General features: G+C 55.0%; 21 protein-coding genes. 18 read left to right on the forward strand and 3 right to left on the reverse strand.

Annotation, left to right across the window (positions count from 1 at the left end):
- The first annotated feature begins 4 nt into the window (after positions 1 to 4).
- From A6R74_RS21785 to lpxC, 12 genes are all read left to right on the forward strand, one after another.
- Complete coding sequence (locus A6R74_RS21785) at positions 5 to 1498, forward strand: UDP-N-acetylmuramoyl-L-alanyl-D-glutamate--2,6-diaminopimelate ligase (protein WP_064236562.1); 1494 nt, start codon at positions 5 to 7, stop codon at positions 1496 to 1498.
- Positions 1498 to 2850, forward strand: a complete 1353-nt coding sequence (locus A6R74_RS21790; protein WP_064236563.1) for a UDP-N-acetylmuramoyl-tripeptide--D-alanyl-D-alanine ligase — start codon at positions 1498 to 1500, stop codon at positions 2848 to 2850. Before A6R74_RS21785 ends, A6R74_RS21790 begins: the two co-directional genes overlap by 1 nt.
- A gap of 14 nt (positions 2851 to 2864) precedes the next feature.
- Positions 2865 to 3947, forward strand: a complete 1083-nt coding sequence (gene mraY / locus A6R74_RS21795; RefSeq protein ID WP_064236564.1) for a phospho-N-acetylmuramoyl-pentapeptide-transferase — start codon at positions 2865 to 2867, stop codon at positions 3945 to 3947.
- A 33-nt stretch (positions 3948 to 3980) separates the two neighbouring features.
- On the forward strand, positions 3981 to 5369 hold the full coding sequence (gene murD, locus A6R74_RS21800) for a UDP-N-acetylmuramoyl-L-alanine--D-glutamate ligase (protein ID WP_064236565.1): 1389 nt from the start codon (positions 3981 to 3983) through the stop codon (positions 5367 to 5369).
- Complete coding sequence (gene ftsW / locus A6R74_RS21805; RefSeq protein ID WP_064236566.1) at positions 5366 to 6547, forward strand: putative lipid II flippase FtsW; 1182 nt, start codon at positions 5366 to 5368, stop codon at positions 6545 to 6547. The genes murD and ftsW overlap by 4 nt, the downstream gene beginning before the upstream one ends.
- Before the next feature lie 33 nt (positions 6548 to 6580).
- Entirely contained in the window at positions 6581 to 7678 is a 1098-nt protein-coding gene (gene murG, locus A6R74_RS21810; RefSeq protein ID WP_082906779.1) for an undecaprenyldiphospho-muramoylpentapeptide beta-N-acetylglucosaminyltransferase, read from the forward strand.
- A 17-nt stretch (positions 7679 to 7695) separates the two neighbouring features.
- Positions 7696 to 9141, forward strand: coding sequence for a UDP-N-acetylmuramate--L-alanine ligase (gene murC, locus A6R74_RS21815; RefSeq protein ID WP_064236622.1), 1446 nt, complete (start codon positions 7696 to 7698; stop codon positions 9139 to 9141).
- Entirely contained in the window at positions 9138 to 10079 is a 942-nt protein-coding gene (locus A6R74_RS21820; protein ID WP_064236568.1) for a D-alanine--D-alanine ligase, read from the forward strand. Before murC ends, A6R74_RS21820 begins: the two co-directional genes overlap by 4 nt.
- 40 nt (positions 10080 to 10119) lie before the next feature.
- On the forward strand, positions 10120 to 10833 hold the full coding sequence (locus tag A6R74_RS21825; RefSeq protein ID WP_064236569.1) for a cell division protein FtsQ/DivIB: 714 nt from the start codon (positions 10120 to 10122) through the stop codon (positions 10831 to 10833).
- Positions 10834 to 11146: 313 nt separating this feature from the next.
- Positions 11147 to 12436, forward strand: a complete 1290-nt coding sequence (gene ftsA, locus A6R74_RS21830) for a cell division protein FtsA (protein ID WP_035578454.1) — start codon at positions 11147 to 11149, stop codon at positions 12434 to 12436.
- 34 nt (positions 12437 to 12470) lie between these two features.
- Positions 12471 to 13646, forward strand: coding sequence for a cell division protein FtsZ (ftsZ, locus tag A6R74_RS21835; protein WP_064236570.1), 1176 nt, complete (start codon positions 12471 to 12473; stop codon positions 13644 to 13646).
- Positions 13647 to 13780: 134 nt separating this feature from the next.
- Positions 13781 to 14692, forward strand: a complete 912-nt coding sequence (gene lpxC / locus A6R74_RS21840) for a UDP-3-O-acyl-N-acetylglucosamine deacetylase (RefSeq protein ID WP_064236571.1) — start codon at positions 13781 to 13783, stop codon at positions 14690 to 14692.
- A gap of 146 nt (positions 14693 to 14838) precedes the next feature.
- Here the strand turns inward: lpxC and A6R74_RS21845 are convergent, their stop codons facing one another.
- Positions 14839 to 15303, reverse strand: a complete 465-nt coding sequence (locus tag A6R74_RS21845; protein ID WP_064236572.1) for a DUF721 domain-containing protein — start codon at positions 15301 to 15303, stop codon at positions 14839 to 14841.
- Between the two features lie 114 nt (positions 15304 to 15417).
- On the opposite strand from A6R74_RS21845, the gene A6R74_RS21850 reads away from it, so the two are divergent.
- From A6R74_RS21850 to A6R74_RS21865, 4 genes are all read left to right on the forward strand, one after another.
- Positions 15418 to 15780 carry a hypothetical protein gene (locus A6R74_RS21850; RefSeq protein ID WP_064236573.1) on the forward strand — a complete coding sequence of 121 codons (363 nt, stop codon included), beginning with the start codon at positions 15418 to 15420 and terminating at the stop codon, positions 15778 to 15780.
- An 88-nt stretch (positions 15781 to 15868) separates the two neighbouring features.
- Positions 15869 to 18601, forward strand: coding sequence for a preprotein translocase subunit SecA (gene secA / locus A6R74_RS21855; RefSeq protein WP_064236574.1), 2733 nt, complete (start codon positions 15869 to 15871; stop codon positions 18599 to 18601).
- A gap of 55 nt (positions 18602 to 18656) precedes the next feature.
- A complete protein-coding gene (gene argJ / locus A6R74_RS21860; protein ID WP_064236575.1) occupies positions 18657 to 19886 on the forward strand; it encodes a bifunctional glutamate N-acetyltransferase/amino-acid acetyltransferase ArgJ in 1230 nt (409 codons plus the stop codon).
- Between the two features lie 126 nt (positions 19887 to 20012).
- Positions 20013 to 20969 carry a Nudix family hydrolase gene (locus tag A6R74_RS21865; protein ID WP_064236576.1) on the forward strand — a complete coding sequence of 319 codons (957 nt, stop codon included), beginning with the start codon at positions 20013 to 20015 and terminating at the stop codon, positions 20967 to 20969.
- 90 nt (positions 20970 to 21059) lie between these two features.
- Here the strand turns inward: A6R74_RS21865 and A6R74_RS21870 are convergent, their stop codons facing one another.
- Both A6R74_RS21870 and A6R74_RS21875 read right to left on the reverse strand, forming a co-directional pair.
- The gene (locus A6R74_RS21870; RefSeq protein ID WP_205634233.1) at positions 21060 to 21974 is read right to left on the reverse strand and encodes a carbon-nitrogen hydrolase; all 915 of its coding nucleotides are present in this window, start codon (positions 21972 to 21974) and stop codon (positions 21060 to 21062) included.
- 101 nt (positions 21975 to 22075) lie between these two features.
- Complete coding sequence (locus A6R74_RS21875) at positions 22076 to 23134, reverse strand: agmatine deiminase family protein (protein ID WP_064236577.1); 1059 nt, start codon at positions 23132 to 23134, stop codon at positions 22076 to 22078.
- Positions 23135 to 23313: 179 nt separating this feature from the next.
- On the opposite strand from A6R74_RS21875, the gene A6R74_RS21880 reads away from it, so the two are divergent.
- Positions 23314 to 24555, forward strand: a complete 1242-nt coding sequence (locus A6R74_RS21880; RefSeq protein WP_064236578.1) for a lipoprotein-releasing ABC transporter permease subunit — start codon at positions 23314 to 23316, stop codon at positions 24553 to 24555.
- A gap of 25 nt (positions 24556 to 24580) precedes the next feature.
- Positions 24581 to 25294: an ABC transporter ATP-binding protein gene (locus A6R74_RS21885; protein WP_064236579.1), complete on the forward strand. Its 714-nt coding sequence runs from the start codon at positions 24581 to 24583 to the stop codon at positions 25292 to 25294.
- The last annotated feature ends 8 nt before the right edge of the window (positions 25295 to 25302 follow it).

The following is a 25302-nucleotide window of genomic DNA, read 5'->3' on the forward strand; positions in this document are numbered from 1 at the left end:
TGGCATGACGCTGAGTCCAGACGATGTTTTAGCGGCGCTCAAGCAAGTATGGCCCAAGTCACCACTGCCCGCCGACCTGCCTAAGCTGCCAAATCAGGTGCGTATTGAAATGAACTCCCGCAAGCTGACGCCGGGGGATATTTTTGTTGCCGTGCCGGGCAGCCAGCGTGACGGTCGCGACTTTATCGAGCAAGCGCTTGAGGCTGGCGCTGCGCTTATTTTAGCGCAAGGGACGCACAGCGATGTGCTGCTTGAGGGGCAAGTGTTGAAGTTACCACATTTGTCGTCGCGTTTAGGGGAACTAGGGCGGGCACTTTTTAAGGTGCCGCGTGATCTGGAAGTGATTGCGGTGACGGGCACTAACGGTAAAAGCTCGGTCACTCACTATATCGCTGCCCTTAGCGAAGCGTTGGGAACGCCTGCGGGTCTTGTCGGTACCTTAGGAGTGGGGCGCCCTGGTGAGTTAAGCGATAGTGGCTTAACCACGCCCGGCCCCCTGGCGCTGCAAGCAACGCTGGGTGAGTTGGCACAGCAAGGGGTAAGACGTGTTGCCTTGGAAGCCTCTTCTCACGCCCTGGATCAGTACCGCTTGGAAGCGGTCAGCGTCAGTGTGGGAGTATTCACCAACCTGACTCGTGACCATTTGGATTACCACGGCAGCATGGCTGCCTACGCCGCTTCAAAGGCCAAGTTGTTTAGACGCTCTGAGCTTAGCTTGGCGGTGGTCAACGGTGATGATCCCTTGGCGCGTTTAATGCTAGCCGGCTGTAGCAACCGCGTACGTGTGCTGGCCACCGGCCAAGATGAAGCCGTGACACTGCGAGTGCTGGACTGTCAGACGTTTGGTCAGGGTCAGCAGGCGATGATTGCGACCCCCGACGGCGAGAAAATGCTGCGCCTAAATTTAATGGGGCGCTTTAATTTAGATAATGTGCTGTTGGCGATGGCCGTGCTGTACGGATTAGGTGAACCGCTTGATGCGCTGTTTGAAGCAGCGACATCGCTTACGCCGGTGCCGGGTCGTATGGAGCTGTATGCCGATGTTGGTGCTCCCAGCGTAGTGGTCGATTACGCCCACACGCCGGACGCCCTGAAGAGCGCCCTACAGGCGCTACGCGCTCACCTGGGCGATGCAGGTCAACTATGGTGCGTATTTGGCTGCGGCGGTGAACGCGATACAGGTAAACGCGCCGAAATGGCTAAGGCCGCCGAACAGTTGGCGGATCACATCGTGGTTACCGATGATAACCCGCGCCACGAGGCCGCTGCGCAAATCCGTGAGCAAATTTTGGCGGGCTTCTCGGCTAACGCGCAGCCCATTGAAATTGGTGATCGCCGCGAGGCTGTGGCAGCAGCCATTAAACAAGCTGGCGCCCAGGATGTAGTGCTGATCGCTGGTAAAGGCCATGAGGCGTATCAGGAGATTGATAGCGTGCGCCACCCCTTCAGCGATGGCGAAGAGATTCAGCGCGCCTTGGCCCTGCGGAGAGCCCAATAATGCACTGGAGTCTTGGTCAAATTGCCGCGGCGCTCGGCATTATGGCGCCGCCAGAAAGTGCTCAGTTAACTATTTCCTCAGTGATTACCGATAGCCGTAAAATTGCGCCAGGTTGCCTGTTTATTGCCTTAAAGGGTGCCAATTTTGACGGTCATGATTTTGTTGATCGCGCCCACGCGCTGGGCGCGGTGGCGGCGTTGGTCGACACGCCTGTGGTCAGCGACCTACCCCAACTGGTGTGCCCCGATACGCGCTTGGCCCTAGGGCAGCTTGCCGGTGCACACCGGCGCGCATGGCAGGGGGCCCTGGTGGCGGTCACCGGCAACAGCGGTAAAACCACTGTTAAGGAGATATGCGCTGCACTGCTGGCGCCTCTAGGTGAGGTGTTAGCGACGGAAGGAAATCTGAACAATGATTTCGGCGCGCCGCTGACCTTATTGCGTTTGCGACAGCAACATAACGCCGCCGTGATAGAGCTGGGTGCTAATCATTTGGGAGAGATCGCTTGGACAGCGCCACTGGCACAGCCCGATATTGCGATTATTACCAACGTGACCGGCGCCCATGTGGGTGAGTTTGGCGGTATGGGTCAGATCGCCCAGGCGAAAAGTGAACTGCTAGCCGGGCTGAGTGAGCAGGGGTCGGCCATATTGAATCGTGATGATCACTACTACGCTTTTTGGGCCTCGCGCGCGGCGCCAAGGCGAGTCGTCAGCTTTGGCTTTCATCCCCAGGCCGATGTGAGCGCCTCAGCGCTTTCCTGTGATCCTCAAGGGCGGTATGCTTTCACGCTACTGCAGCATGGTCAGGCACTGGGCCAAGTGCGTTTACCACTACTCGGTAAGCATAATGTTAGTAATGCCTTGGCTGCTGCCGCGGCAGCATTAGCACTGGGGGTGTCGGCAGAGCAGGTTATTGCGCGCCTGGAAACCTTGCAAGCGCTAGCCGGCAGACTGGTCGTGGTGCCTGGTTTGCGGGGTGCCAAGTTGCTGGATGACACTTACAATGCCAACCCTGGGGCGGTCAAAGCAGCCTTGGATACGCTGGCGAGTTTCCCAGCCCCACGCTGGTGTGCGTTAGGCGCAATGGGCGAGCTGGGGGCCGAGACGGCAGCGCTGCACGCGGAAATCGGCCGCTATGCCGCTGAGCTAGGGATTGATGAGCTATTGACGCTGGGCGACGCCGCACGCGCTGCCAGCGAGGCCTTTGGTCGTGGGCTGCATTTTAACGATCACGAGGCGCTAACGCGCCATGTCATTAATACTTTGCCGCCGGACACCACACTGCTGGTGAAAGGGTCGCGCAGTGCGGGCATGGAACATGTCATTAATGCACTGCGTTCGGATAAATAAGGTAAACGCCGTTCATGTTACTTCACTTGGCGAATTTTCTGTCGCAGTACCAAACTGATTTTCAGGTAGTCAACTATTTAACCCTGCGCGTGATTTTAGGCGCTCTCACATCGTTAATGCTCTGCTTGTGGCTGGGGCCATGGATGATTCGGCGCCTGGTCGAAGGGCAAATCGGTCAGTCAGTACGTGACGATGGTCCTCAATCCCACCTTTCAAAAGCGGGTACGCCCACCATGGGTGGGGCAATGATTATATTGGCGATTGCCATTAGCACCTTGCTCTGGGGTGACTTAACCAATCTTTATATCTGGGTGGTGCTGGGCGTAACCATAGGCTTTGGCGCCATTGGTTGGGTCGATGATTACCGCAAAGTCGTTGAGAAAAACCCGCGTGGTTTACCTGCAAAGTGGAAATATTTTTGGCAATCGGTCGTTGGTCTTGGCGCTGCTGTGCTGCTCTATTTAACCGCGTCGTCGCCCGTTGAAACCAGTCTGTTAGTACCGCTTTTCAAAGAGGTCGCGCTGCCGCTGGGCTTGTTGTATATCGTTCTATCGTATTTTGTGATCGTGGGCAGCTCGAATGCGGTTAATTTAACCGATGGCCTTGATGGCCTAGCCATTATGCCCACGGTGCTGGTCGCCATGGGCTTATCGGTATTTGCCTACGCGAGTGGTAATACGGTTTTTGCCACCTATCTACACATTCCCTTTATTGCCGGTACCGGCGAGTTGGCGGTTTTTTGCGCCACCATTGCCGGTGCCGGGCTTGGTTTCTTATGGTTCAACACTTACCCCGCTCAGGTCTTTATGGGGGATGTGGGCGCTTTGGCGCTAGGGGCTGCGCTGGGCGTGGTGGCGGTTATCGTGCGTCAGGAAATTGTGCTGTTTATCATGGGCGGTATTTTTGTCATGGAGACGGTGTCGGTCATTCTTCAAGTGGGTTCCTATAAGCTCACTGGTCGACGCATCTTCCGTATGGCGCCTTTGCACCATCACTATGAATTGAAAGGCTGGCCTGAACCGCGGGTTATCGTGCGTTTTTGGATTATTACCGTGGTGTTGGTGCTACTTGGCCTCGCAACGCTCAAAATTCGTTAATGCATGTGGGCATGAGGCGAGAAGGAGCCTGTGATGGTTCGAGTTGCTAAAGGTTTAACGCTGGTGGTGGGGCTGGGAATATCGGGACGTGCGATTTGCCGCCATTTAAGCCGCTTGAATGTACCTTATATGGTGGCGGATACCCGTGCCGCGCCACCGGGGTTAGAGGAGTTTCAAACCGCACATCCGGACATTGAGGTTCACTGCGGCCCACTAACGTTGCTGGATCTTTATGATGTTGCCGAGGTGGTGGTCAGCCCGGGGCTTGATCCACGCATGCCGGGCTTAAAAGAGCTGGCAGATCAGCTAAATCCGCGCACAGGCGAACCAATGGTGGTGGGCGAAATAGCCCTGTTTGTTCGTGCCGCGAAAGCCCCCATTGCGGCCATCACCGGATCGAATGCCAAATCAACGGTGACGACGCTGCTAGGAGAAATGGCTGCCGCCGCCGGTATTAATGCGGCGGTGGGTGGGAACCTTGGTACCCCCGCTCTGGATCTGTTGGCCAGCCATCCCGATGCCGCACTGTATATCCTTGAGCTTTCAAGCTTCCAGCTTGAGACGACTCCCTCTCTGGGGGCGAGCTGTGCTGCCTTCCTGAATTTATCCGAAGATCACCTTGACCGTCACGGTGATATGCACGGCTACCGCGTTGCAAAACAGCGTATTTTTATCGGTGCTGAGAGTGCCGTGGTGAATGCCGATGATCCCCTCACGTGGCCTGAACATCCCGTTGAGCAAGTGGCTTACTTTACTCAAGCAGCCCCTAAGGGAGATCAGTGGGGGCTGGCGTTCCACCACGACAAGCTGACGTTAATGCAGGGTTCCAGCCCTTGGTTGGCTATTAATGAGTTAAAAGTAGCCGGTCAGCACAACTATATGAATGCATTGGCGGCACTGGCCATGGGGCAGGCGTTGGGCTTTGCGGCTGCGCCCATGTGCAACGCCCTACGAGAATTTAAAGGCCTGGAACACCGCAGTGAAGTCATTGCGCACATTAACGGCGTCACCTGGGTCAATGACACTAAGGGTACCAACGTCGGCGCTACCTTAGCGGCCATTAATGGTATTGGCGCAACGCTGGAAGGACGTTTGATTCTGCTGGCCGGTGGAGTAGGTAAGGGCGCTGATTTTACCCCTTTGGCCGCGCCTCTTTCTAAGTGTGCACGGCATGTGTTGCTATTCGGTTTAGATGCACCGCGGCTAGCTGACGCATTGATTGAACATGTCAGTATTCAGCAGGTCGAGGACTTGGCTCAGGCGATGCAGACAGCCTTTGAACTTGCCCAGCCGGGGGACTGTGTGCTGCTCTCGCCTGCCTGCGCGAGTTTGGATCAATTTGCCAACTATCAACAGCGCGGCGACGTTTTTCGCCGTTGGGTGCAGCACCAGGCATCAACTTCAGCCGGGGAGGTGCTATGAGTCGACTTCAGCGTCTTCGTACGGTGCTTACCACGCGCGATCTGCCCTGCGATATTTGGTTGATCATAGCGGCGGTTGCCTTGGCGGGTTTAGGTTGGGTGATGGTCAGTTCGGCGTCGATTGGTTTGTTGGAAGATACCTATCATTACTCGCGCCAGCACGGCGTATTCCTGGTACTAGCCATTATGGCCTGCATATTTATACTCTGCGTGCCGCTTGAAGTTTGGCGCCAGAATGCAGCGCTGATACTGCTCGTTTCCATTTTTATGTTGGTTTTAGTGCTGATGGTTGGTCAAGAGATCAATGGCAGTAAGCGCTGGATAGCGCTGCCGGGGCCATTGCCCAGTTTACAGGTCTCTGAATTTGCCAAAGTCGGGCTGATTTTCTACATGGCGGCGTTTATGTCGCGTTTTACCTATGATCTGCGGCGCCGAGCGTTCAGCATGTGGCGCCCCCTAGCCGTGTTGGCGGTGCCTGCCGGGCTGCTTTTTTTAGCGCCTGATTTCGGCGGTATGGTGGTCTTTACTATTTGTGTCATTGGAATGCTGATGATGAGCGGTGCTTCGCTCGTGCTGTTGGGGGGAAGTGGTGCACTGCTGGGTACAGGGGCAGTCATGATGGTGGTGATAGAGCCCTATCGACTGGCGCGCTGGACTAGTTTTTTAGACCCCTGGGCCGATCAATTTGCGACTGGCTACCAGTTAACCCAGGCGTTAATAGCCTTCGGGCGGGGGCATGTGACGGGCACTGGATTAGGTAACAGTGTGCAAAAACTACACTACCTGCCCGAGGCGCATACCGACTTTATATTTGCGGTGATCGCTGAAGAGCTTGGCATGATCGGCGCAATTATCGTCGTGCTGTTGTTCACCCTATTTATTGCCCGCGCTATGTTGGTCGGGCGTAAAGCTGAGCTGGCAGGGCATCTGTTTGGTGCTTATGTAAGCTACGGTATTGGCTTTGTTGTGGCCGCGCAGGCGTTTATTAACATGGCGGTAAGTTCTGGGTTATTGCCGACCAAAGGGTTAACGCTGCCGCTAATGAGCTATGGCGGCTCTAGTCTGCTGGTCACTGGCATTATGGTCGGGCTGTTGCTGCGCACGGATGCCGAAACGCGTCACCGGCCTCGACGTGCATCCACCCCGTATAAATCCCGTCATGAGCCGCGTTTATCATAACGCTATGCCGTTTGGTGTTATCAGGAGTTTGATGTGACGACTAACGTTAGCCGACGAGTACTGATTATGGCAGGCGGTACTGGGGGCCATGTCTTCCCAGCGTTGTCACTCGCCAAAGCTTTGCAGGCGGAACAGGTTGAAGTTGAGTGGCTGGGCAGCCCTCGAGGTATTGAAAACCGCCTTGTGCCTGAAGCGGGTATTAAATTGCATACCATCGCCGTTAGCGGGCTGCGCGGCAACGGTTTAACGGGATGGCTCAAAGCACCGCTGAATCTTAGTCGTGCAATCTTGCAGGCGCGAGCCGTCATACGTGACTTCAAACCACATGTAGTGGTCGGCCTGGGGGGCTTTGCCAGCGGCCCCGGCGGGGTGGCTGCATGGTTGGCGAGGGTTCCTTTAGTCGTCCATGAGCAGAACGCCGTGGCAGGCCTGACCAATCGAGTGTTGTCGCGACTGGCTAAACGTACGTATGCCGCTTTTCCTGAGGCCTTTGGAGCGCGTGCCGACGTCATTGGCAACCCTGTGCGTGACGATATCGCCGCTTTGGGGAACTCGCCGCGAGATGAGGAAACTCTCTCTTCACGGCCTCTACGTTTGCTGGTGGTGGGCGGTTCGCTCGGCGCTGTCGCGCTTAATGAACGTTTGGCCCCTGCACTGGCTGCACTGCCCATCGAGCAGTGTCCCCAGGTGCGCCATCAGGCGGGTAAAGACCGTGATGCGGCCACTGCTGAAAATTATCAGCAGCACGGCGTGAGCGCTGAGGTTAGCCCTTTTATTGATGATATGGCCGCCGCCTACGAGTGGGCTGACTTAGTCGTTTGCCGCTCCGGCGCGCTGACAGTAGCAGAGTTGGCGGCTGCGGCTAAGCCCGCGCTGCTGGTGCCATTCCCCTTTGCTGTCGATGATCATCAACGCGCCAATGCCCAGGTGCTGGTCAAGGCGGGGGCTGCCCAGTGCGTTATTCAGTCTGAGCTGACCGTTGAGCGGTTAAGTGAATATTTAAATCAATTGCTCGTCCCAACCACCCTGGCTTTAATGGCGTCTAAAGCACGTCAGGCCGCGCATCTAGACGCGACGGAGCGCTTGGTTGAAGGGTGTTTGGCGATGATGCCGGTAGGAGACTCTGCGTGATCGATTCAGACCAAACCATGACACCTTCACGGACGGCTGCAGGCCCTGGCATGCGTCGGATTCGGCGTCTGCATTTTGTCGGCATTGGTGGTGCGGGCATGTGTGGTATTGCAGAAGTACTGGCGAACCAGGGCTACACGGTTAGCGGCAGTGATGCCAAAAACTCTTCGGTCTTGGAGCGACTGCGCCAATGTGGTGTCTGTGTGGCGATCGGTCATGCTGAGGCTAATGTGGAAGGCGCCGATGTGGTGGTGGTGTCCAGTGCCATTGATGAGACCAATCCAGAAATTCGTTGGGCTCATGAGCATCGTGTGCCGGTGGTGCGACGGGCTGAAATGCTCGCTGAGCTAATGCGTTTTCGTCACGGTATCGCCGTGGCGGGTACTCATGGCAAAACCACCACGACCAGTTTAACGGCAACACTACTGGCCGAAGGGGGATTGGATCCCACCTTTGTGATTGGCGGCAAGCTGACCAGCGCCGGTGCCAATGCGCGCTTAGGCGAGGGTGATTATTTAGTTGCTGAAGCCGATGAGTCCGATGCCTCTTTTTTGCATTTACAGCCGATGGTTTCGATTGTTACCAATATCGATGCTGACCACATGGCGACCTATGGCGGCGACTTTGAACGGCTAAAAAGTACCTTTATCGAATTTCTGCATAACTTGCCGTTTTATGGCTTAGCAGTGCTGTGTATCGATGATCCCCACGTGCGTGTGCTGTGTGATCAGGTAAAGCGTCAGTTCGTGACCTATGGATTTGATAGCGATGCCGATTATCGCATTGTTGATTTTGCTCAGCGTGGCGGTGACGTGTCGTTTACAGCGTTACGCCCTGGTGGCGCCGCGCCGTTAGACGTGCGTTTGGCCATGCCGGGTCGTCACAATGCGTTGAATGCAATGGCGGCGATTGTGGTGGCTACCGATGCAGGCGTGAGTGATAGCGCTATTCTGAGCGGTCTGGCAGGTTTTGCCGGGGTTGGTCGCCGTTTCCAGGTGCATGGACACTTCCCTGCGCCCCAAGGTGGTGGCGACATCATGCTGGTGGATGATTATGGTCACCATCCTCGCGAAGTTGATATGGTCATTCAAGCGATTCGTGCAGGCTGGCCTGAGCGGCGTCTGGTTATGCTTTACCAGCCCCATCGCTACAGCCGTACCCGCGATTTGTACGAAGACTTTGTGCGCGTACTTTCTCAAGTCGATACGCTTGTGCTGCTCGATATTTATAGTGCCGGTGAAGCGGTTATTCCTGGTGCTGAGGGGCGTACCTTGGCGGGCTCTATTCGTCAACGCGGAGAAGTCGACCCGCTGTTTGTCGAGAATAAGCATGAGTTGCCTGCGCTGTTAACCAACATATTACGCCCAGGCGATATATTAATTACCCAGGGCGCAGGTGATGTGGGGGGGATCTCCCTGCGCTTGGCCCAGGCTCAGTTGGCGATGAACGAGGTGGATCTGTGAGCGTTGACGTAACAAACCCCCAGCCTCTTGGCAAAGTCGTTGTCGTTTACGGTGGCACCTCCGCTGAACGCGAGGTATCGCTTAAAAGCGGTGCGGCGGTGCTGGAGGCGCTGCAGCGCAAAGGTGTTGATGCCTGTGGCTATGATCCCCGTGACAATGGCTTGGTAGGTTTAGAGCAACTGGCTCCTGCTGTGGTCTTTGTTGCTCTGCATGGCCGTGGCGGTGAAGATGGCACCCTACAGGGAGCTTTGGAACTGCTCAGTATTCCTTATACCGGCAGTGGGGTGCTTGCTTCGGCGCTGGGGATGGATAAGCAACGCACCAAGCAGGTATGGAGCGCGGTTGGGCTGCCCACCCCTGAGAGCATTATGTTGGAGGCCACTGCGGACTGGCCAGCCGTGGTCGAGCAACTTGGCTTGCCGTTGATTGTGAAGCCCGTGCATGAAGGCTCAACGCTGGGGATTAGCATCGTAAAGAGCCAGGCAGCGCTTGAGGCAGCTTATCGCGAAGCAGCTCAGTTCGACGCCCGCGTGATGGCGGAGCGCTTTGTAGTGGGTGACGAATACACTGTCGCGCTGCTAGGTGATCAGGTGTTGCCAGCAATTCGTGTTGAAGTACCTGGTGGTTTCTACGACTACGAAGCCAAATATATCGCTAACACCACCCAGTACCATTTGCCCTGTGGCTTGACGGCTCAGCATGAAGCAGAGCTTGCCTTGCTCTGCCAGCAAGCGTTTGCCGCAATTGGTGGGGTAGGCTGGGGGCGGGTTGATGTTATGCGCGATAGCGAAGGGCGTTTTTGGCTATTGGAAGTCAATACGGTGCCAGGCATGACCGATCATAGCTTAGTGCCTCAAGCGGCAGCGCATGCGGGTATTGGCTTTGATGATCTAGTGCTACACATACTCAACACCGCAGGCGAGCCATTCACAGTATGAGTAATGACGTATTTGATAGCGCCTTATTAAAAAGTGCCTTATGAAGAGGCGTAATGCTTGGTTGGGAATTATCCTGCTGGCGCTGCTGATGGGGGCGGGTGGGCGTGCGCTTTGGCTGTGGCTGGATCGCCCTATTGAACGGGTGTCTATTCGTGGCGAATGGGAGTATGTCAGCGCCGACTACCTGCGTACTCAGCTGGCACCACTGGTGGTCGATGCCACGTGGCTGTCGGCAGATCTGGGTGAGCTGCGCGACCGCGCACTGCAGGTGGGCTGGTTAAATGAAGTGCGGATTTCCCGTGAGTGGCCTAACGCCTTGGTGTTTGAACTCATTGAGCAGCAGCCCGTCGCGCGCTGGAATGATGATTTCTTGCTTAACCCTGAAGGTGAGCCTTTCGCTTTTGCACCTTTAACGCCACCGTCAGGCATGCCTGATCTGGCAGGCCCTGCTGGTAGCAGTGAAGAAGTGCTCGACTATTACTATCGGCTAAAATCCCACTTCGAACAGTTATCGCTCGAACTCACTCAGCTTCGGTTAGAGCCCCGTGGTGCTTGGCGGCTGCAATTGAACGATGGCGCTTGGGTGATGTTGGGGCGGCGGCAGCATGAAGTGCGCTTAGCAAGATTATCGGCTTCATGGCAGCGAGAGTTAAATTCTCTTAGCGAACAAATCCGCTATATTGATCTGCGCTACCCTAATGGTGTTGCTGTTGCGTGGCATGGAGAAAGTGAATTTGCTGTGCAAGATGAGTAACTCACCTATTACTTGATGCAAATAAGGTGTAAAAGTGAGTGGTTGCCATCGTTGAAAAAGCCAATAATCGGCTTTAAATTGCTTACCAAGCCTATTATTGTGGGTATGTACTAGTCGTATTGCGACTGTTGTTTCTATACTATGGTGCAGTCGCGGGTTAAATAGTTATTAATTTCGACTATCGACAATTAGTGAATGTCTCAGAGACTGCACTGATTATTTTGGGTAGCGCGCTTTCAATGTTAAGCGTTGGATTAAGCTTCATCCTATTTATATTTATTTTTAACAATGACGCAAGGAGATTTCCCGACTCATGGCAGGCTCACCCAACGCATCCAATATGGTGGTCGGGCTGGACATTGGAACGTCCAAGGTCGTCGCGATAGTCGGTCAACCTACCGATGATGGCGGAATTGAAATTGCTGGTATTGGTTCGCATCCTTCGCGTGGCATGAAGCGTGGTGTTGTGATCAATATTGAATCAACGGTGCAGTCTATCCAACGAGCTGTTGAAGAAGCCGAATTGATGGCTGGCTGTGATATCCACTCGGTATATGTTGGCGTGGCAGGCAGCCATATCAGCTCAATGAACTCGGATGGCGTTGTGGCAATCAAAGAGCGCGAAGTGACGCCCTCTGACATCGAGCGAGTGATTGACTCCGCACGAGCGCGCGCCATTTCCGAAGGCCAGAGAGTGTTACATGTGCTGCCGCAAGAGTTCTCCATTGATGCTCAAGGCGGCATACGTGAGCCGTTGGGTATGTCCGGTGTGCGCTTAGAGGCACAGGTGCACCTAGTCACCGCAGCATTAAACGCGGTGCAGAATATCGAGAAGTGTGTGCGCCGCTGCGGTTTAGAGGTTGATGCTATCATCTTAGAGCAGCTTGCCTCGAGCATGGCTGTGCTCACTGAAGATGAACGCGAATTAGGCGTCTGTATGGTCGACATTGGCGGTGGAACGACCGATATGGCTATTTTCAGCGAAGGCGCCATTCGCCACACGGCAGTCATTCCTATCGCCGGTGACCAGGTCACTAACGATATTGCCATGGCGCTGCGCACACCCACGCAGCATGCTGAAGAGATCAAAGTTAAATACGCTTGTGCGTTAACGCATTTAGCCGCAAGCGATGAAATGATTAAGGTACCTAGCGTAGGCGATCGCCCTGCGCGTGATCTATCGCGTCAAGCGCTCGCTGAAGTGGTAGAACCACGCTATGAGGAACTGTTTACGCTAATAAGAGATGAATTGCGCCGTAGTGGCTATGAAGACATGGTGGCTGCGGGGATAGTGCTTACTGGTGGTACCTCGCGTATGGAAGGGGTTAGCGAACTGGCGGAAGAGATTTTCCATATGCCTGTTCGTATCGCATGTCCGCAAAATGTAAGAGGTTTGGCGGATGTCGTTCACAACCCCATTTATGCGACGGGCGTCGGTCTGCTGCATTATGCCTTGCAGGAAACGCGTCATGGGCAAGGTCTAAGAAGCCACGGGGGAGTAGTTGCAGCCCATAAAGGCCGCAACGAGCTTGCCCGGCGTGATATCAAGGAAGACCATTCGGCGCTAGCAAGAATTAAAGGCTGGTTCAAAGGAAATTTCTGACAGGGCCGCAAGCGCGGTTCAGGAGACGGGGCTTATGTTCGAATTGGTAGATAACGCACCCTCGAGCAGTGCGGTCATCAAAGTGGTTGGCGTTGGCGGCGGTGGCGGCAATGCTGTTAACCACATGGTCGAAAGCAATATTGAAGGCGTTGAGTTTATCTGCGCTAACACTGACGCCCAGGCGCTCAAACGCTGTGCGGCGAAAACCGTGTTGCAACTGGGTAGCGAAATCACTAAAGGATTAGGCGCAGGTGCCAATCCCGACGTGGGACGCCAGGCGGCAATGGAAGACCGCGAACGCATTGCGGAATTGCTGGTAGGCGCTGATATGGTGTTTATCACTGCTGGTATGGGCGGTGGTACGGGCACTGGAGGTGCGCCGGTGGTTGCCCAGGTCGCCAAAGAGTTGGGGATTCTCACCGTTGCGGTGGTGACTCGCCCCTTCCCCTTTGAAGGGCCTAAGCGTATGCGCGCTGCTGAAGAGGGCATGAAAGAGCTCTCTGAGCACGTCGATTCGTTGATCACTATCCCTAACGAAAAACTGCTTTCCGTATTGGGTAAGAATGCCACGCTACTGACGGCTTTTAGTGCCGCTAATGATGTGCTGTTGGGTGCTGTTCAAGGTATTGCAGAACTGATTACCAGCCCAGGCATTATCAACGTTGACTTTGCCGATGTGCGCACCGTTATGTCTGAAATGGGCATGGCGATGATGGGCACCGGTGGTGCCACGGGCGAGAATCGTGCTCGTGAAGCAGCTGAGAAGGCTATCCGTAGTCCGCTACTCGAAGATATTGATCTTCACGGTGCGCGCGGTATCTTGGTCAACATCACGGCTGGCCCCGATTTATCGATCGGCGAGTTCAACGATGTGGGCGCTACCGTGCAGGAGTTCGCTTCTCCAGATGCCACAATTGTTGTGGGCACCTCCATTGATATGGAAATGTCTGATGAGCTGCGCGTAACCGTTGTTGCCGCTGGCCTAGATGGGCAAAAACCTAAGGCGGCAGCGCGTGAACCCGCCCGTCGTTCAGCAGCAGAATCATCGGATTACCGCAAGCTGCAGCAGCCAACGGTGATGCGTCAGCAGGCAACTGCGCGCGCTGAAGCACCTGAAGCGTCCGCAAAGCCTCGTCCTGAAAAGCGTCGCGCTTCCGAGGCCGATGACTATCTGGACATCCCCGCGTTTCTACGCCGCCAGGCGGATTGATCCTCGACATCAGGCTCATTGCAACAGCGAGCGAGCGGTTTATTGGCTAAAACGCTCGTTTGCTGTTAAAGTGAACACTGTTTGATAATTTTTCCCCTGCGGTTATTACCGTCATTAGAGTTCGGCTACTATCCATGATCAGACAACGCACCCTACAAAACGTCATTCGTGCCACCGGAGTGGGCCTGCATTCTGGCAAAAAAGTCCACCTCGCTCTGCGTCCGGCGCCGGCCAATACTGGGATTGTGTTTGTCAGAACCGATTTGGATCCCGTTGTGCACGTTCCCGCGCGGGCAGAATTGGTTGAAGATACCAAGCTATGTACCGCCCTTGTTCTCAATGGGGTGAAGGTAGCTACCGTTGAGCACCTGATGTCAGCATTCGCTGGATTGGGAATCGACAATGCTTATGTAGACGTTAGCGAACCTGAAGTGCCCATTATGGACGGTAGCGCAAGCCCGTTTGTGTTTTTGATTCAGTCAGCCGGTATTTTGGAACAGGATGCGGCTAAGAAGTTTATTCGAATCAAGCACCGCGTGGCGGTGACTGATGGCGATAAAGAAGCCGTTTTCTTGCCTCATCAAGGGTTCAAAGTCTCGTTTGCCATCGATTTTGATCACCCCGTTTTTGAGCAGCAAAAACAGACCGCGCTGATCGACTTCTCGACCACGTCCTTCGTTAAAGAAGTTTCCCGCGCGCGTACGTTTGGATTTATGCGCGACTTAGAGTTTTTACGCTCTAATAATCTGGCGTTAGGGGGAAGCTTAGACAACGCTATTGTAGTTGACGATTACCGTATCGTTAACGAAGGCGGTCTGCGCTACGAAGATGAGTTCGTTAAGCATAAAGTGTTGGATGCTATTGGTGACTTGTATCAATTGGGGTATAGCTTGATCGGGGAGTTCCGGGGGGTGAAATCTGGTCACGCGCTCAATAATCAGCTGTGCCGCGAGTTGTTGGCGCAGCCCGATGCTTTTGAAATTGTCACCTTTGAAGAAGACAAGGCGGTTGCACCTATTTCTTACGCCGCACCCGCCATGGCCTGATGTAGGATTGGGCTAGCTCTTACTTTAGTGCGTGCAATTTGCACTTTGTTTTGGCTTATAAAGCATCGCTCAGGCGGTGCTTTATGTTTTTTAGGGCGGGGATAATATAGCCGTAACTCTGTTTGGCTAAGAAATCAGTGTGGACGTTACTTGGTGGGTGGCCTGGCATGAGACGCAAGCCGTTCCAAGGCACGTTTAAGTGCAGGATTGGTGGTGTCTTCAGCGCACTCAGCTAGCGTTTTTCCCGCATCGGCTGACAGGCTGCGTGTGTTTCGCTTTGGTGCCACAATAGGGCGCACGGGGCGGACTTTAAAGGTAAAACCGCTCACCCCTTCAAAGCCAGGCAGTTGATGAAGTAGTTCTAATAGACGTCGTTGTTCAAAGCGTAACCACGTCAACCAGCTCGCCTGACCACTAATCAGGGTTAAGCGACCTTCGCTAAAGCCACCCACAAAAATATGCTCACGCATCTCTTCGGGCAAGTGGGCGCGCAAGTGGCGTTGAGCCTGATCGATTAAGCGAGACAGGCGCATTAGTTGATTAATATCGCCCGACTTTGAGAGCAAGCGGGCGATGGGCTGGGCGCGCGAACGCTTAACCTTTATACTCATACGCTTAATTCCTGGGGTGCTGCTATTTAAGGCACCACCACTGCTAATGGCGTCGGCCACTTTTGCCGATGGCCGATTGGTTAACTTTACCACGCTCAGGAGCCGGTCTACAGCATGTCACCTACGCTTGATGTTCAATCAGCTTTGCCGCGGCGCCATCGCCGTCACGGTTTAGCGCGTTGGTGGCTGGCGGGTCTGTTAGTGAGCTGCCTTTTACCCGCCAGTTTAAGCCCTGCCGATGCGTTCCGCGGTGGCGAGCGTAGCGTTACTATCTGTTTCTGGGTGCCGGCGATTTTACGCGCGCAGTCCCACTGGGTTGCCAAGCGACGGCGTGCCCTGCAACGCTGGGCTCAAAGCCCCCAGCGCTTCGCGCCTGTACGCCGTCTTTGTCACTGGCTAGCCCCTCTGGCTATGCTGGTCGCCGCGCGGGATGTCTTGACCCAGCGCGGCCCGCCTTCCCACCGAGTCTGTCGTTAATACACCTCTTTGTGCATGCTCTGCAGATAAAGAGCATGCCGTAAAAGGGCAAAGTCCGATGGGACGCTCGTGAATATTTGGATATTTCATGCTTAATAATTTATTACGTAAAGTCGTTGGTTCTAAAAATGACCGCGACGTTAAACGCATGCACAAGAATGTGCCGCAGATCAATGCCTTGGAAGCAGAGCTTGAGGCGATTAGCGATGCGGAGCTGCAAGGAAAGACGGCCGAACTGCGCCAGCGTTTAGAAGCCGGTGAGTCTCTTGATGCACTGCTAGCGCCAGCTTTTGCGATCGTTCGAGAAGCCAGTAAGCGCGTTATGGGCATGCGCCACTTTGATGTGCAGATGGTGGGGGGCATGACCCTGCACCGTGGTCGAATCGCAGAAATGAAAACCGGTGAAGGTAAAACGCTGGTAGCGACGCTGGCGGTGTATCTAAATGCGCTGCCGGGTAAAGGTGTGCACGTAGTTACAGTGAACGACTACCTGGCGCGTCGTGATGCCGAGTGGATGCGTCCGCTATATGAATTTCTGGGTCTTTCCATTGGCGTCATTTTCTCTGGGCAGACTGGCGAAGAGAAGCGTCATGCGTATCAGTGCGATATTACCTATGGCACCAACAACGAATTCGGTTTCGATTATCTGCGCGATAACATGGCGTTTTCGTTAGAAGATAAAGTACAGCGTGGCCTGCATTATGCAATTGTCGATGAAGTTGACTCGATTCTTATCGATGAAGCGCGCACGCCGCTGATTATTTCCGGCGCGGTAGATGAAAATACCGACCTGTATAAAGTCGTTAATCAACTTGCCCAGCAGCTCGAGAAAGGCGAAGAGATTGAAGATGAAGAGGCCACGGTGGTCGGTGACTTCTTAGTCGATGAAAAGCAGAAGCAGGTAGAGCTAACGGAGCAGGGGCATAATAAAGTTGAAGAGCTGATGCGCGCTGAAGGCTTATTGGGCGATGAAGAGTCCCTGTACGCGGCGCAAAATCTTAACTTGCTTCAGCATATGCACTCAGCCCTGCGTGCCCGCTACCTGTATAACCGTGATGTCGACTACATCGTATCTGAAGGCCAGGTGGTGATCGTTGATGAGCACACCGGTCGTTCAATGCCAGGGCGCCGCTGGTCAGAAGGGCTACACCAAGCAGTTGAAGCCAAAGAGGGCGTCACGGTGCAGCGCGAAAGCCAAACGCTAGCCTCCACGACCTTCCAGAACTACTTCCGGCTATATGAAAAATTAGCCGGTATGACCGGTACGGCAGATACTGAAGCCTTTGAGTTTCGTCAAATTTACGGCCTTGATGTGGTGGTGATTCCTACCAACCGGCCATTGGCTCGTAAAGACCTCAACGACCTGGTTTATTTGAGCGCTGAAGAGAAGTACGAAGCGATCATCAAAGATGTCAAAACCGAGACCGAAGCCGGTCGACCGGTGCTGGTGGGTACGGCGTCTATTGAGACATCCGAGTACCTTGCCAAGCTGATGCGCGAGGCAGGCCTGACGTTTAACGTGCTTAACGCCAAACAGCACCAGAGCGAAGCCGAGATTATTGCTCAGGCAGGCCGTCCGGGGGCGATTACCATCGCCACTAATATGGCCGGTCGTGGCACCGATATCGTCCTAGGGGGTAATTGGGAAGCCGAAGTTGCCAAATTGCAAAACCCTAGCCAAGAGCAAGTTGAAGCGCTAAAAGCCGAATGGCAAGCGCGTCACGATGGCGTGCTGGCCGCGGGTGGCCTGCACGTGGTGGGGTCTGAGCGCCACGAGTCCCGGCGTATCGATAATCAACTGCGTGGCCGTGCCGGGCGCCAGGGTGATCCTGGCTCGACACGGTTCTTCTTGTCGCTTGAAGATAGCCTGATGCGGCTGTTTGGCTCTGATCGCGTTAAGCGCTTGATGCAGGCGTTGGGTCTTGAGCACGGCGAAGCCATTGAGCACAAAATGGTTTCTAATGCTGTCGAGCGTGCTCAGAAGAAAGTCGAAGGGCGTAACTTTGATATTCGTAAGCAGCTGCTTGAGTATGATGACGTTGCTAACGATCAGCGCCGTGTGATCTACGATCAGCGCAATGAAATTCTGGCTGCGGACGATGTTGCCGATGCTGTCATTGGTATCCGTGAGGAGGTAATGGAGACGGCTATCAGCGATTACGTGCCGCCCCAGAGCCTGCCTGAGCAGTGGGATCTGCCCGGTTTGGAAGCGCACCTGAAAACCGAATTTAACCTTGAAGCTCCCGTGGTTAAATGGGCTGCCGAGGATGACCGTTTCAGTGAAGAGCAACTGCGCGAACGGCTTCAGACGATGCATCGCGAGGCCTATGCAGCCAAAATCGAGGCGGCGGGTGAGAAGCTGATTCGCCGCTTTGAGAAGCAGGTCATGCTGCAAGTGCTGGATACGCGTTGGAAAGAGCACCTTCAGTCGATGGATCACCTGCGTCGCGGTATCCATCTGCGTGGCTATGCTCAGAAAAACCCTAAGCAAGAGTACAAGCGTGAATCCTTTGAGCTCTTCCAGCATCTGCTAGAGCATATTAAAGCCGATGTGACGCGCATCCTGAGCCATGTTCAGGTTCGTCAGCCCGAGGAAGTAGACGCCCTTGAGCAACAGCGTCGCGAAGCGCTGGCCCGGGAGACTGCCACGGCGGCTAGCCGTCATGACGCTCCGGCCCAGGAGCTGTCCGAAGCCGAACAGGAAGCGCCTGGTGTAGATGGGCGTCCTGTGCGTCGCGAAGGCCCTAAAGTTGGCCGCAACGACCCCTGTTTTTGTGGCTCGGGTAAAAAGTACAAGCAGTGCTGTGGAAAACTAAGCTAACGGCGCCCGTTTTGAGATGCTCTGTGAAACGGTCTTTGTCTATTAGGAGAGAATCATGGCGGTTGGAAACACTTCCTTTCCAGAGTTACCACCCCTAGAAGGGGTGCGCCTGGGGGTTGCAATGGCGGGTATCAAAAAGCCGGATCGCCGTGATTTGGTGGTGATTGAACTGCCCGAGACCGCGACGGTATCAGGGGTCTTTACCCGAAATGCGTTCTGCGCAGCGCCGGTGGTGCTGGCGAAGCAGCACCTTGAGCAGTGTCGTGCAGAAGGCCGTGCACCGCGCTACTGGCTGATTAACACCGGTAACGCTAACGCAGGTACCGGTGAGACAGGCTTGCGCGATGCGCGTGCTAGCTGTGCTGAACTGGCCAAACAGGCAGGCGTGTCTGAGCAAGATGTACTGCCATTTTCAACTGGCGTGATTGGTGAGCCGTTGCCGATGGATCGCCTGTTAGCTGGCATGGCGCCAGCGCTAGAAAGTCTGGCCAGCGACGCTGTGGCTTGGGAGCTCGCAGGCCAAGGTATTCTAACCACCGATACCCGTCCCAAAGGGGCTACCGTCACGCTGGAAGTGGGTGGACAGCAGGTGACGATTAATGGCATCGCCAAAGGGTCGGGCATGATCAAGCCCAATATGGCCACCATGTTGGGGTTTGTGGTGACCGATGCGGCTATCGAAGCACCACTATTGGATCGCCTGCTGCGCGAAACGGTTGATCGCTCGTTCAACTGCATTACGGTGGACAGCGACACATCAACCAATGACGCGTGCATGTTAGCGGCAACCGGTACTGGCCCTAGCATTGTCGAAGATGAACAGATAGCCGTTTTTAGCAACGCCTTGCAGCGAGTAATGACCGAACTGGCCCAAGCAATTATTCGCGACGCAGAAGGTTCAACGAAATTCGTTACTCTTCAGGTGGGCGAAGCTAAAAGCCGTCAAGAGGCGCTTGATGTGGCCTTCACCGTTGCTCACTCACCGCTGGTTAAAACCGCGCTTTACGCTTCAGATGCTAACTGGGGACGTATTTTGGCGGCTGTGGGGCGAGCACCTGTGAGTGAGTTTGATGTCAATCGTGTGGTGATTGATTTGGGTGATGTACGCTTAGTTGAAAATGGCGGACGTGCTGCAGGTTATACCGAAGCAGCGGGGAGCGCCGTGATGGCGCAGTCAGAAATTACTATTCGCATTAATTTGGGGCGCGGTGAGGAAAGTGCCACGGTATGGACTTCCGACCTCTCCCATGACTATGTATCTATCAACGCGGATTACCGCAGCTAGCCAGTTGTCCCCCTGGGGTCGTGGTATTAGCTGGCCGTGGTAATGGGCATACGCAGCGAGATAGCACCAATGCCTTATAGGCGTTGGTGCGCGCAGTGGATAAAGACGTAACGAGTATATGAGTCTATGAGCATAAAGGTAAAACGACGGGTTCACGTCGCGGCAGCTGCGATTATTAGCGCCGATCAAAAGCAAGTACTGATCGCTCGTCGGCCATCAAACGTTGATCATGGCGGGTTGTGGGAGTTTCCGGGCGGTAAATTGGCCCCTTATGAAACTGGTCTTGAAGGGCTAAAGCGTGAGCTGCACGAAGAGCTGGGCGTTGAGATTGTTAGTGCCCAGCCACTGATTCGTGTCCACCATGAGTATCCCGACAAGCACATCCTACTTGATGTATGGCAGGTGCATGAGTTTGCTGGTGAGCCCTTTGGTCGTGAAGGACAGGCGGTGCGTTGGGTACCTATGAGCGAGCTCTCCAACTACCCCTTCCCAGCGGCTAATCTGCCGATCCTGAGAGCGGTAAGGTTGCCTACCGAGTATCTAATTACCGGGGAGGAAGCCATTGATGCGCATTTCGATGCGTCTTTGGAGCGCGCGCTGCGTGAAGATAACATTCGGCTGGTACAGCTGCGCGCCAAGCAGTTGGATGAAGCTGCTTATCTAGCCCGTGCCCAACGTGCATTGAGTTTGTGCCGTGAGCACGGCGCGCGACTGCTACTCAATGGTGAGCCAACGCTGCTCGATCACATTGATGCCGATGGTATTCATTTGACCAGCGAGCGTTTGATGCAGCTTGAGCGTCGTCCGATTGCCGAAAGCAAGTGGCTGTCAGCGTCGACACACAACCAGACGCAGCTTACCCAAGCGGCGGTGCTGGGCTGCGACTTTGTTAGCCTGTCGCCGCTGCGCACCACGCCGTCGCACCCCGAAGTGTTCCCGCTCGGGTGGCATGATTTTCAGCAGTTGGTCGAGCGCGCAGGCATGCCGGTGTTTGCCCTTGGCGGTATGACGCGCTTTGACGCTAATCACGCTCGTGCTGTGGGCGCTCAAGGAATTGCCTCAATCCGCGATTTCTGGAAATAACCCAGCTCATCAATCTGTAATGAAAAACGCCTGCCTGGATCGTTATCCAAGTCAGGCGTTTTTTTTGTTTAGCAAGCAACCGAAGGTGTCCTAGTCGCGGTAGCGGCGGGTTAAGTCGCTATAAGCGTCAATGCGCCGGTCACGCAGGTAAGGCCAAATACGGCGGGTGTTTTCACTGCGCGCCATATCAAGTTTCACAACGAGCTGCTCTGTCTCTTCACCCGCATGGGCTAATAGCTCACCTTGGGGCCCGCAGACGAAACTACCGCCCCAGAACTGAATGCCGTCGCCGACCCCGGAGTGATCTGCTTCAAAGCCCACCCGGTTGGCCACCAGTACTGGCAAGCCGTTGGCGACGCCATGGGCGCGCTGAATGACCGTCCAGGCATCTTTCTGGCGGTTCTTTTCTTCGTTATCGTCGTTGGGGGCCCAGCCGATTGCCGTCGGGTAAAGCAGTAAATCGGCTCCGGCTAGTGCCATTAGGCGTGCAGCTTCGGGATACCACTGGTCCCAGCAGACCAACACACCGAGACGGCCCAACGAGGTTTCGATCGGGGTAAAGCCTTCTTCGCGGGCGCTGTCGTGATCCCCAGGCGTGAAGTAAAACTTCTCAAAAAACCCAGGGTCATCGGGAATGTGCATCTTGCGATACTGCCCAACGCGGCCTTTGGCGCGGTCATAGACCACGGCGGTATTGTGGTAAAGCCCCGCTGCACGGCGTTCAAATAGCGACCCGACCAGTACAATATCCAGCTCTTTGGCGAGCGCCGCCAAGCGCTGGCCGGTAGGGCCATCGAGGGGCTCCGCTAGATCAAACAGCGCGGGATCTTCAAATTGGCAAAAGTAGTGGGTAGCGTGCAGTTCTTGAAGCAGTACCAGCTGCGCGCCTTTTTTAACGGCACTGCGGATACCTTCTTCGCTAGCTGACAGGCTTTTGGCTTTGTCCGGCCAGGCGGGTTGCTGCACAATACCGACAGTTAGCGTCGAATTTGATGTCATCGACATAATGGCTCCTTTATTCACTCAGTACTATTCAGTCAGTACTATTTAATCAGTACTATTTAATCAGTATCAGCCGAGTGCTGGGCAAGCGTTCTCTGGATAGACTATCCCAGGACAGGCGTGTCGCGAATAAGCGTGCCTTTTGGAAGCTGCATGGTTAAACAGTGCAGGCTGCCGTGTTGGCGAATAACGCTAACGCACTCAATAGGAATAAGCGTGTGCTCGGGAAACGCAACCGCTAACGCGTTTAGCGCGGTGACATCCGCCGGGTCGCCGTAAGTGGGCACCAGCACGGCCTGATTAATGATCAGAAAATTGGCGTAGGTAGCGGGCAGGCGATGGCCATCTTCCGGGTCAAAGCAAGCCTGGGGCCAGGGCAGGGCGATAAGCCGGTAGGGTTCACCATTGCGCTGACGGAAAGCTTGCAGCTCCCGTTCCATTGCTGCTAAGGCAGTGTAGTGCGGGTCGTTGGGGTCATCGCAGCGCACGTAGGCAATGGTGGATGGGTCGCAGAAGCGCGCCAGGGTATCAATATGGCTGTCGGTATCGTCGCCTTCTAAATGACCGTTGGTCAGCCACAATATGCGGTCAACCCCGAAGTCCTCGCCAAGCTGCATTTCTAATGCTGCTCGGGATAGCGTGGGGTTACGGTTGGGGTTCAGCAGGCATGCTTCAGTGGTCAGCAGGGTGCCTTCACCGTCAGTTTCTATGCCGCCGCCTTCCAGTACCAGATCCCGCGAGCTCACCGGGCAGACCCATACGCCTGCATTAGCAAGCCGCTGGGTGAGTCGATTATCACGCTCGGCGGGAAATTTTCCACCCCAGCCAGTAAAGGTGTAATCGAGCATGACTAATTGGCCATCTTCGTCGACCACACTGACCGGCCCATGATCCCGCGCCCAGGTATCGTCGGTGGGTGCGACAATAAGCAGCAGGCGCTCAGCGGGCACGCCGTAGGCGTCAAAAGTGTCGGCCAAGCGCTGTTTGGTGAGCTCGTCGGGTACGCAAATCAGCACGCGCTGATAGCGCGCGGTGGCAATCACAATGCGTTCGAGAGTGGCTTCGATGCACGCAAGTAGTGGTGCCCAATCGCCGTCATGGCGTGGCCAGGTCAGTTGTATCCCATCCTGGGGATACCATTCGGGTAGCAAACGGTACGTCATAAAAGCGCAGCCCCACGGTCAGCAGTAAATCGGCGCAATGTAGGGCGTGGCGGGGCAAGTTGCAAGCGTAACGTTTTTAATCTGAACGCTCGTGGTGCAGACCGCTCTAATGCCCGTTTGAACATGCAGAGACACTAAAAAAACCGTACCATGAGCGCTTATTGATAAGGAATGACGCCATGCTTGATCGTTTGCCTTTTCTGGTGGGGCTGCGCTACGTGCGCGCTAAACGCCGGAATCACTTTATTTCGTTTATTTCGCTCACCTCGATGCTGGGGTTAATGCTGGGGGTCGCGGTACTTATTTTGGTGTTGTCGGTGATGAACGGCTTCGACCATGAGCTGCGCACGCGTATTTTAGGTATGGTGCCCCACGCTAAAATTGAGTCCCGGGCGGGCATGGTGGAGTGGGAGACGCTAGCCGAAGAATTAATGCAGCGGGAGCGCGTTATCGGTGCGGCGCCCTATGTTGAGCAGCAGGGTATGTTCTCTGTGGGTGGGCGTAATCAGGGTGCTATGGTTAATGGTATTAACCCTGATTGGGAAGACCGCGTGTCGATTATTGGTGAGCATATGCGCCAGGGCGAACTAACCGATCTGGTTCCCGGCGAGTGGAACGTGGTACTGGGCTCAATGCTGGCGCGCAACTTGGGCGTTGGCGTGGGCGATCGAGTGACGCTGCTGGTGCCTGAAGCATCGATTACTCCGGCTGGAGTCTTTCCGCGCTTAAAGCGTTTTACCGTCAGCGGTATTTTTAGCGTCGGCGCCGAACTAGATGCTAATTTGGCCTACGCCAATATTGAAGATATGCAAACGCTTGCCCGTCTTGGCGATGCAGTCGGCGGGCTTCGCCTGGAGTTGGATGATCTATTTGCTGCCAGCAGTGAAACCCAGGCGATTCTCAATGAGCTTGGCCCGGAGTATCGGGGGAGCGATTGGACGTTCTCTCAAGGCAATCTTTTCCAGGCGATACAGATGGAAAAGCGCATGATCGCACTACTGTTAACCGTCATTATCGCCGTGGCGGCGTTCAATATCGTCTCGACACTGGTCATGGTTGTCACCGACAAGCGCGCGGATATCGCCATTCTGCGTACGATAGGTGCTAAACCGAGCTCGATTATGGGCATTTTTATTGTTCAGGGCATGGCCATCGGGCTTATCGGTATCGCCATTGGGGTGGCCGTGGGTGTGCTGCTGGCGCTGACCATTGCTGATCTGATTGGCTGGGTGGAAGGAACGCTGGGCATCCAGTTCTTGGATGCTGGGGTCTACTTCATCAGCGATTTACCCTCTCAACTGCAGTGGAATGATGTTATTCGGATCGTTTTGGCCGCTTTTGGTCTGACGTTCCTGTCGACACTTTATCCCGCTTGGCGGGCGGCAAAAGTTCAGCCAGCGGATGTGTTGCGCTATGAATAACGGCTTCAGGAATAAGGATGACATGATGTCGATGAATACTGGGCAAGACGCTGCGGTCATGCTCGATTGCCAGTCGCTGACACGAACCTACAGTGAGGGGCCCCAGGATCTGACGGTACTGGATAAGCTCAATTTGCAGGTGCGTGCCGGTGAACGGGTTGCCATCGTAGGTAGCTCTGGGTCAGGCAAGACGACACTGCTCAATTTGCTGGGGGGGCTCGATCGTCCCAGCGAAGGTAGTGTGGTTATCGCCGGTGAGCCGCTGTCGGGCTTAAATGAAGCGGCACTGGGTAGCTTCCGTAACCGCTACATTGGGTTTGTGTACCAATTCCACCATCTGCTGGCGGAATTTACCGCCGTCGAAAATGCTGCGTTGCCGCTGATTATTCGCGGCCAGTCAAAAAAGGCAGCCGAGAAGCGGGCAATGCAGATACTCGAGCGGGTAGGTATGCAGCCGCGGGCGGATCATAAGCCGGGTGAGCTTTCCGGCGGGGAGCGTCAGCGCGTGGCGATTGCCCGGGCGCTGGTCACCGACCCTAGCTTAGTGCTAATGGATGAGCCCACGGGCAATCTGGATCAAACCACGGCGGCGACAATTTTGTCACTGATGGACGAGCTGGCCAAAGAGAGCGCCTGTGCCTTTGTGATTGTGACCCACGACGTTAGCCTGGCGGCCCATCAAGATCGGGTGCTTAAGCTGGATGCAGGCAAGTTGGTAGAGCAGGCGCCAGCGCTCTAACCGCCGGA

The sequence above is a fragment of the Halomonas sp. ALS9 genome (assembly GCF_001651035.1).
In the GTDB taxonomy this organism is placed as follows: domain Bacteria; phylum Pseudomonadota; class Gammaproteobacteria; order Pseudomonadales; family Halomonadaceae; genus Vreelandella.

Bases quoted from the DNA above. Each gene is read 5' to 3' on its own strand.
- A6R74_RS21785 (WP_064236562.1), top strand. From the start codon at position 5: ATGACGCTGAGTCCAGACGATGTTTTAGCGGCGCTCAAGCAAGTATGG.
- A6R74_RS21790 (WP_064236563.1), top strand. From the start codon at position 1,498: ATGCACTGGAGTCTTGGTCAAATTGCCGCGGCGCTCGGCATTATGGCG.
- mraY (WP_064236564.1), top strand. From the start codon at position 2,865: ATGTTACTTCACTTGGCGAATTTTCTGTCGCAGTACCAAACTGATTTT.
- murD (WP_064236565.1), top strand. From the start codon at position 3,981: ATGGTTCGAGTTGCTAAAGGTTTAACGCTGGTGGTGGGGCTGGGAATA.
- ftsW (WP_064236566.1), top strand. From the start codon at position 5,366: ATGAGTCGACTTCAGCGTCTTCGTACGGTGCTTACCACGCGCGATCTG.
- murC (WP_064236622.1), top strand. From the start codon at position 7,696: ATGACACCTTCACGGACGGCTGCAGGCCCTGGCATGCGTCGGATTCGG.
- A6R74_RS21825 (WP_064236569.1), top strand. From the start codon at position 10,120: ATGAAGAGGCGTAATGCTTGGTTGGGAATTATCCTGCTGGCGCTGCTG.
- ftsA (WP_035578454.1), top strand. From the start codon at position 11,147: ATGGCAGGCTCACCCAACGCATCCAATATGGTGGTCGGGCTGGACATT.
- ftsZ (WP_064236570.1), top strand. From the start codon at position 12,471: ATGTTCGAATTGGTAGATAACGCACCCTCGAGCAGTGCGGTCATCAAA.
- lpxC (WP_064236571.1), top strand. From the start codon at position 13,781: ATGATCAGACAACGCACCCTACAAAACGTCATTCGTGCCACCGGAGTG.
- A6R74_RS21845 (WP_064236572.1), bottom strand. From the start codon at position 15,303: ATGAGTATAAAGGTTAAGCGTTCGCGCGCCCAGCCCATCGCCCGCTTG.
- A6R74_RS21850 (WP_064236573.1), top strand. From the start codon at position 15,418: ATGTCACCTACGCTTGATGTTCAATCAGCTTTGCCGCGGCGCCATCGC.
- secA (WP_064236574.1), top strand. From the start codon at position 15,869: ATGCTTAATAATTTATTACGTAAAGTCGTTGGTTCTAAAAATGACCGC.
- argJ (WP_064236575.1), top strand. From the start codon at position 18,657: ATGGCGGTTGGAAACACTTCCTTTCCAGAGTTACCACCCCTAGAAGGG.
- A6R74_RS21865 (WP_064236576.1), top strand. From the start codon at position 20,013: ATGAGCATAAAGGTAAAACGACGGGTTCACGTCGCGGCAGCTGCGATT.
- A6R74_RS21870 (WP_205634233.1), bottom strand. From the start codon at position 21,974: ATGTCGATGACATCAAATTCGACGCTAACTGTCGGTATTGTGCAGCAA.
- A6R74_RS21875 (WP_064236577.1), bottom strand. From the start codon at position 23,134: ATGACGTACCGTTTGCTACCCGAATGGTATCCCCAGGATGGGATACAA.
- A6R74_RS21880 (WP_064236578.1), top strand. From the start codon at position 23,314: ATGCTTGATCGTTTGCCTTTTCTGGTGGGGCTGCGCTACGTGCGCGCT.
- A6R74_RS21885 (WP_064236579.1), top strand. From the start codon at position 24,581: ATGTCGATGAATACTGGGCAAGACGCTGCGGTCATGCTCGATTGCCAG.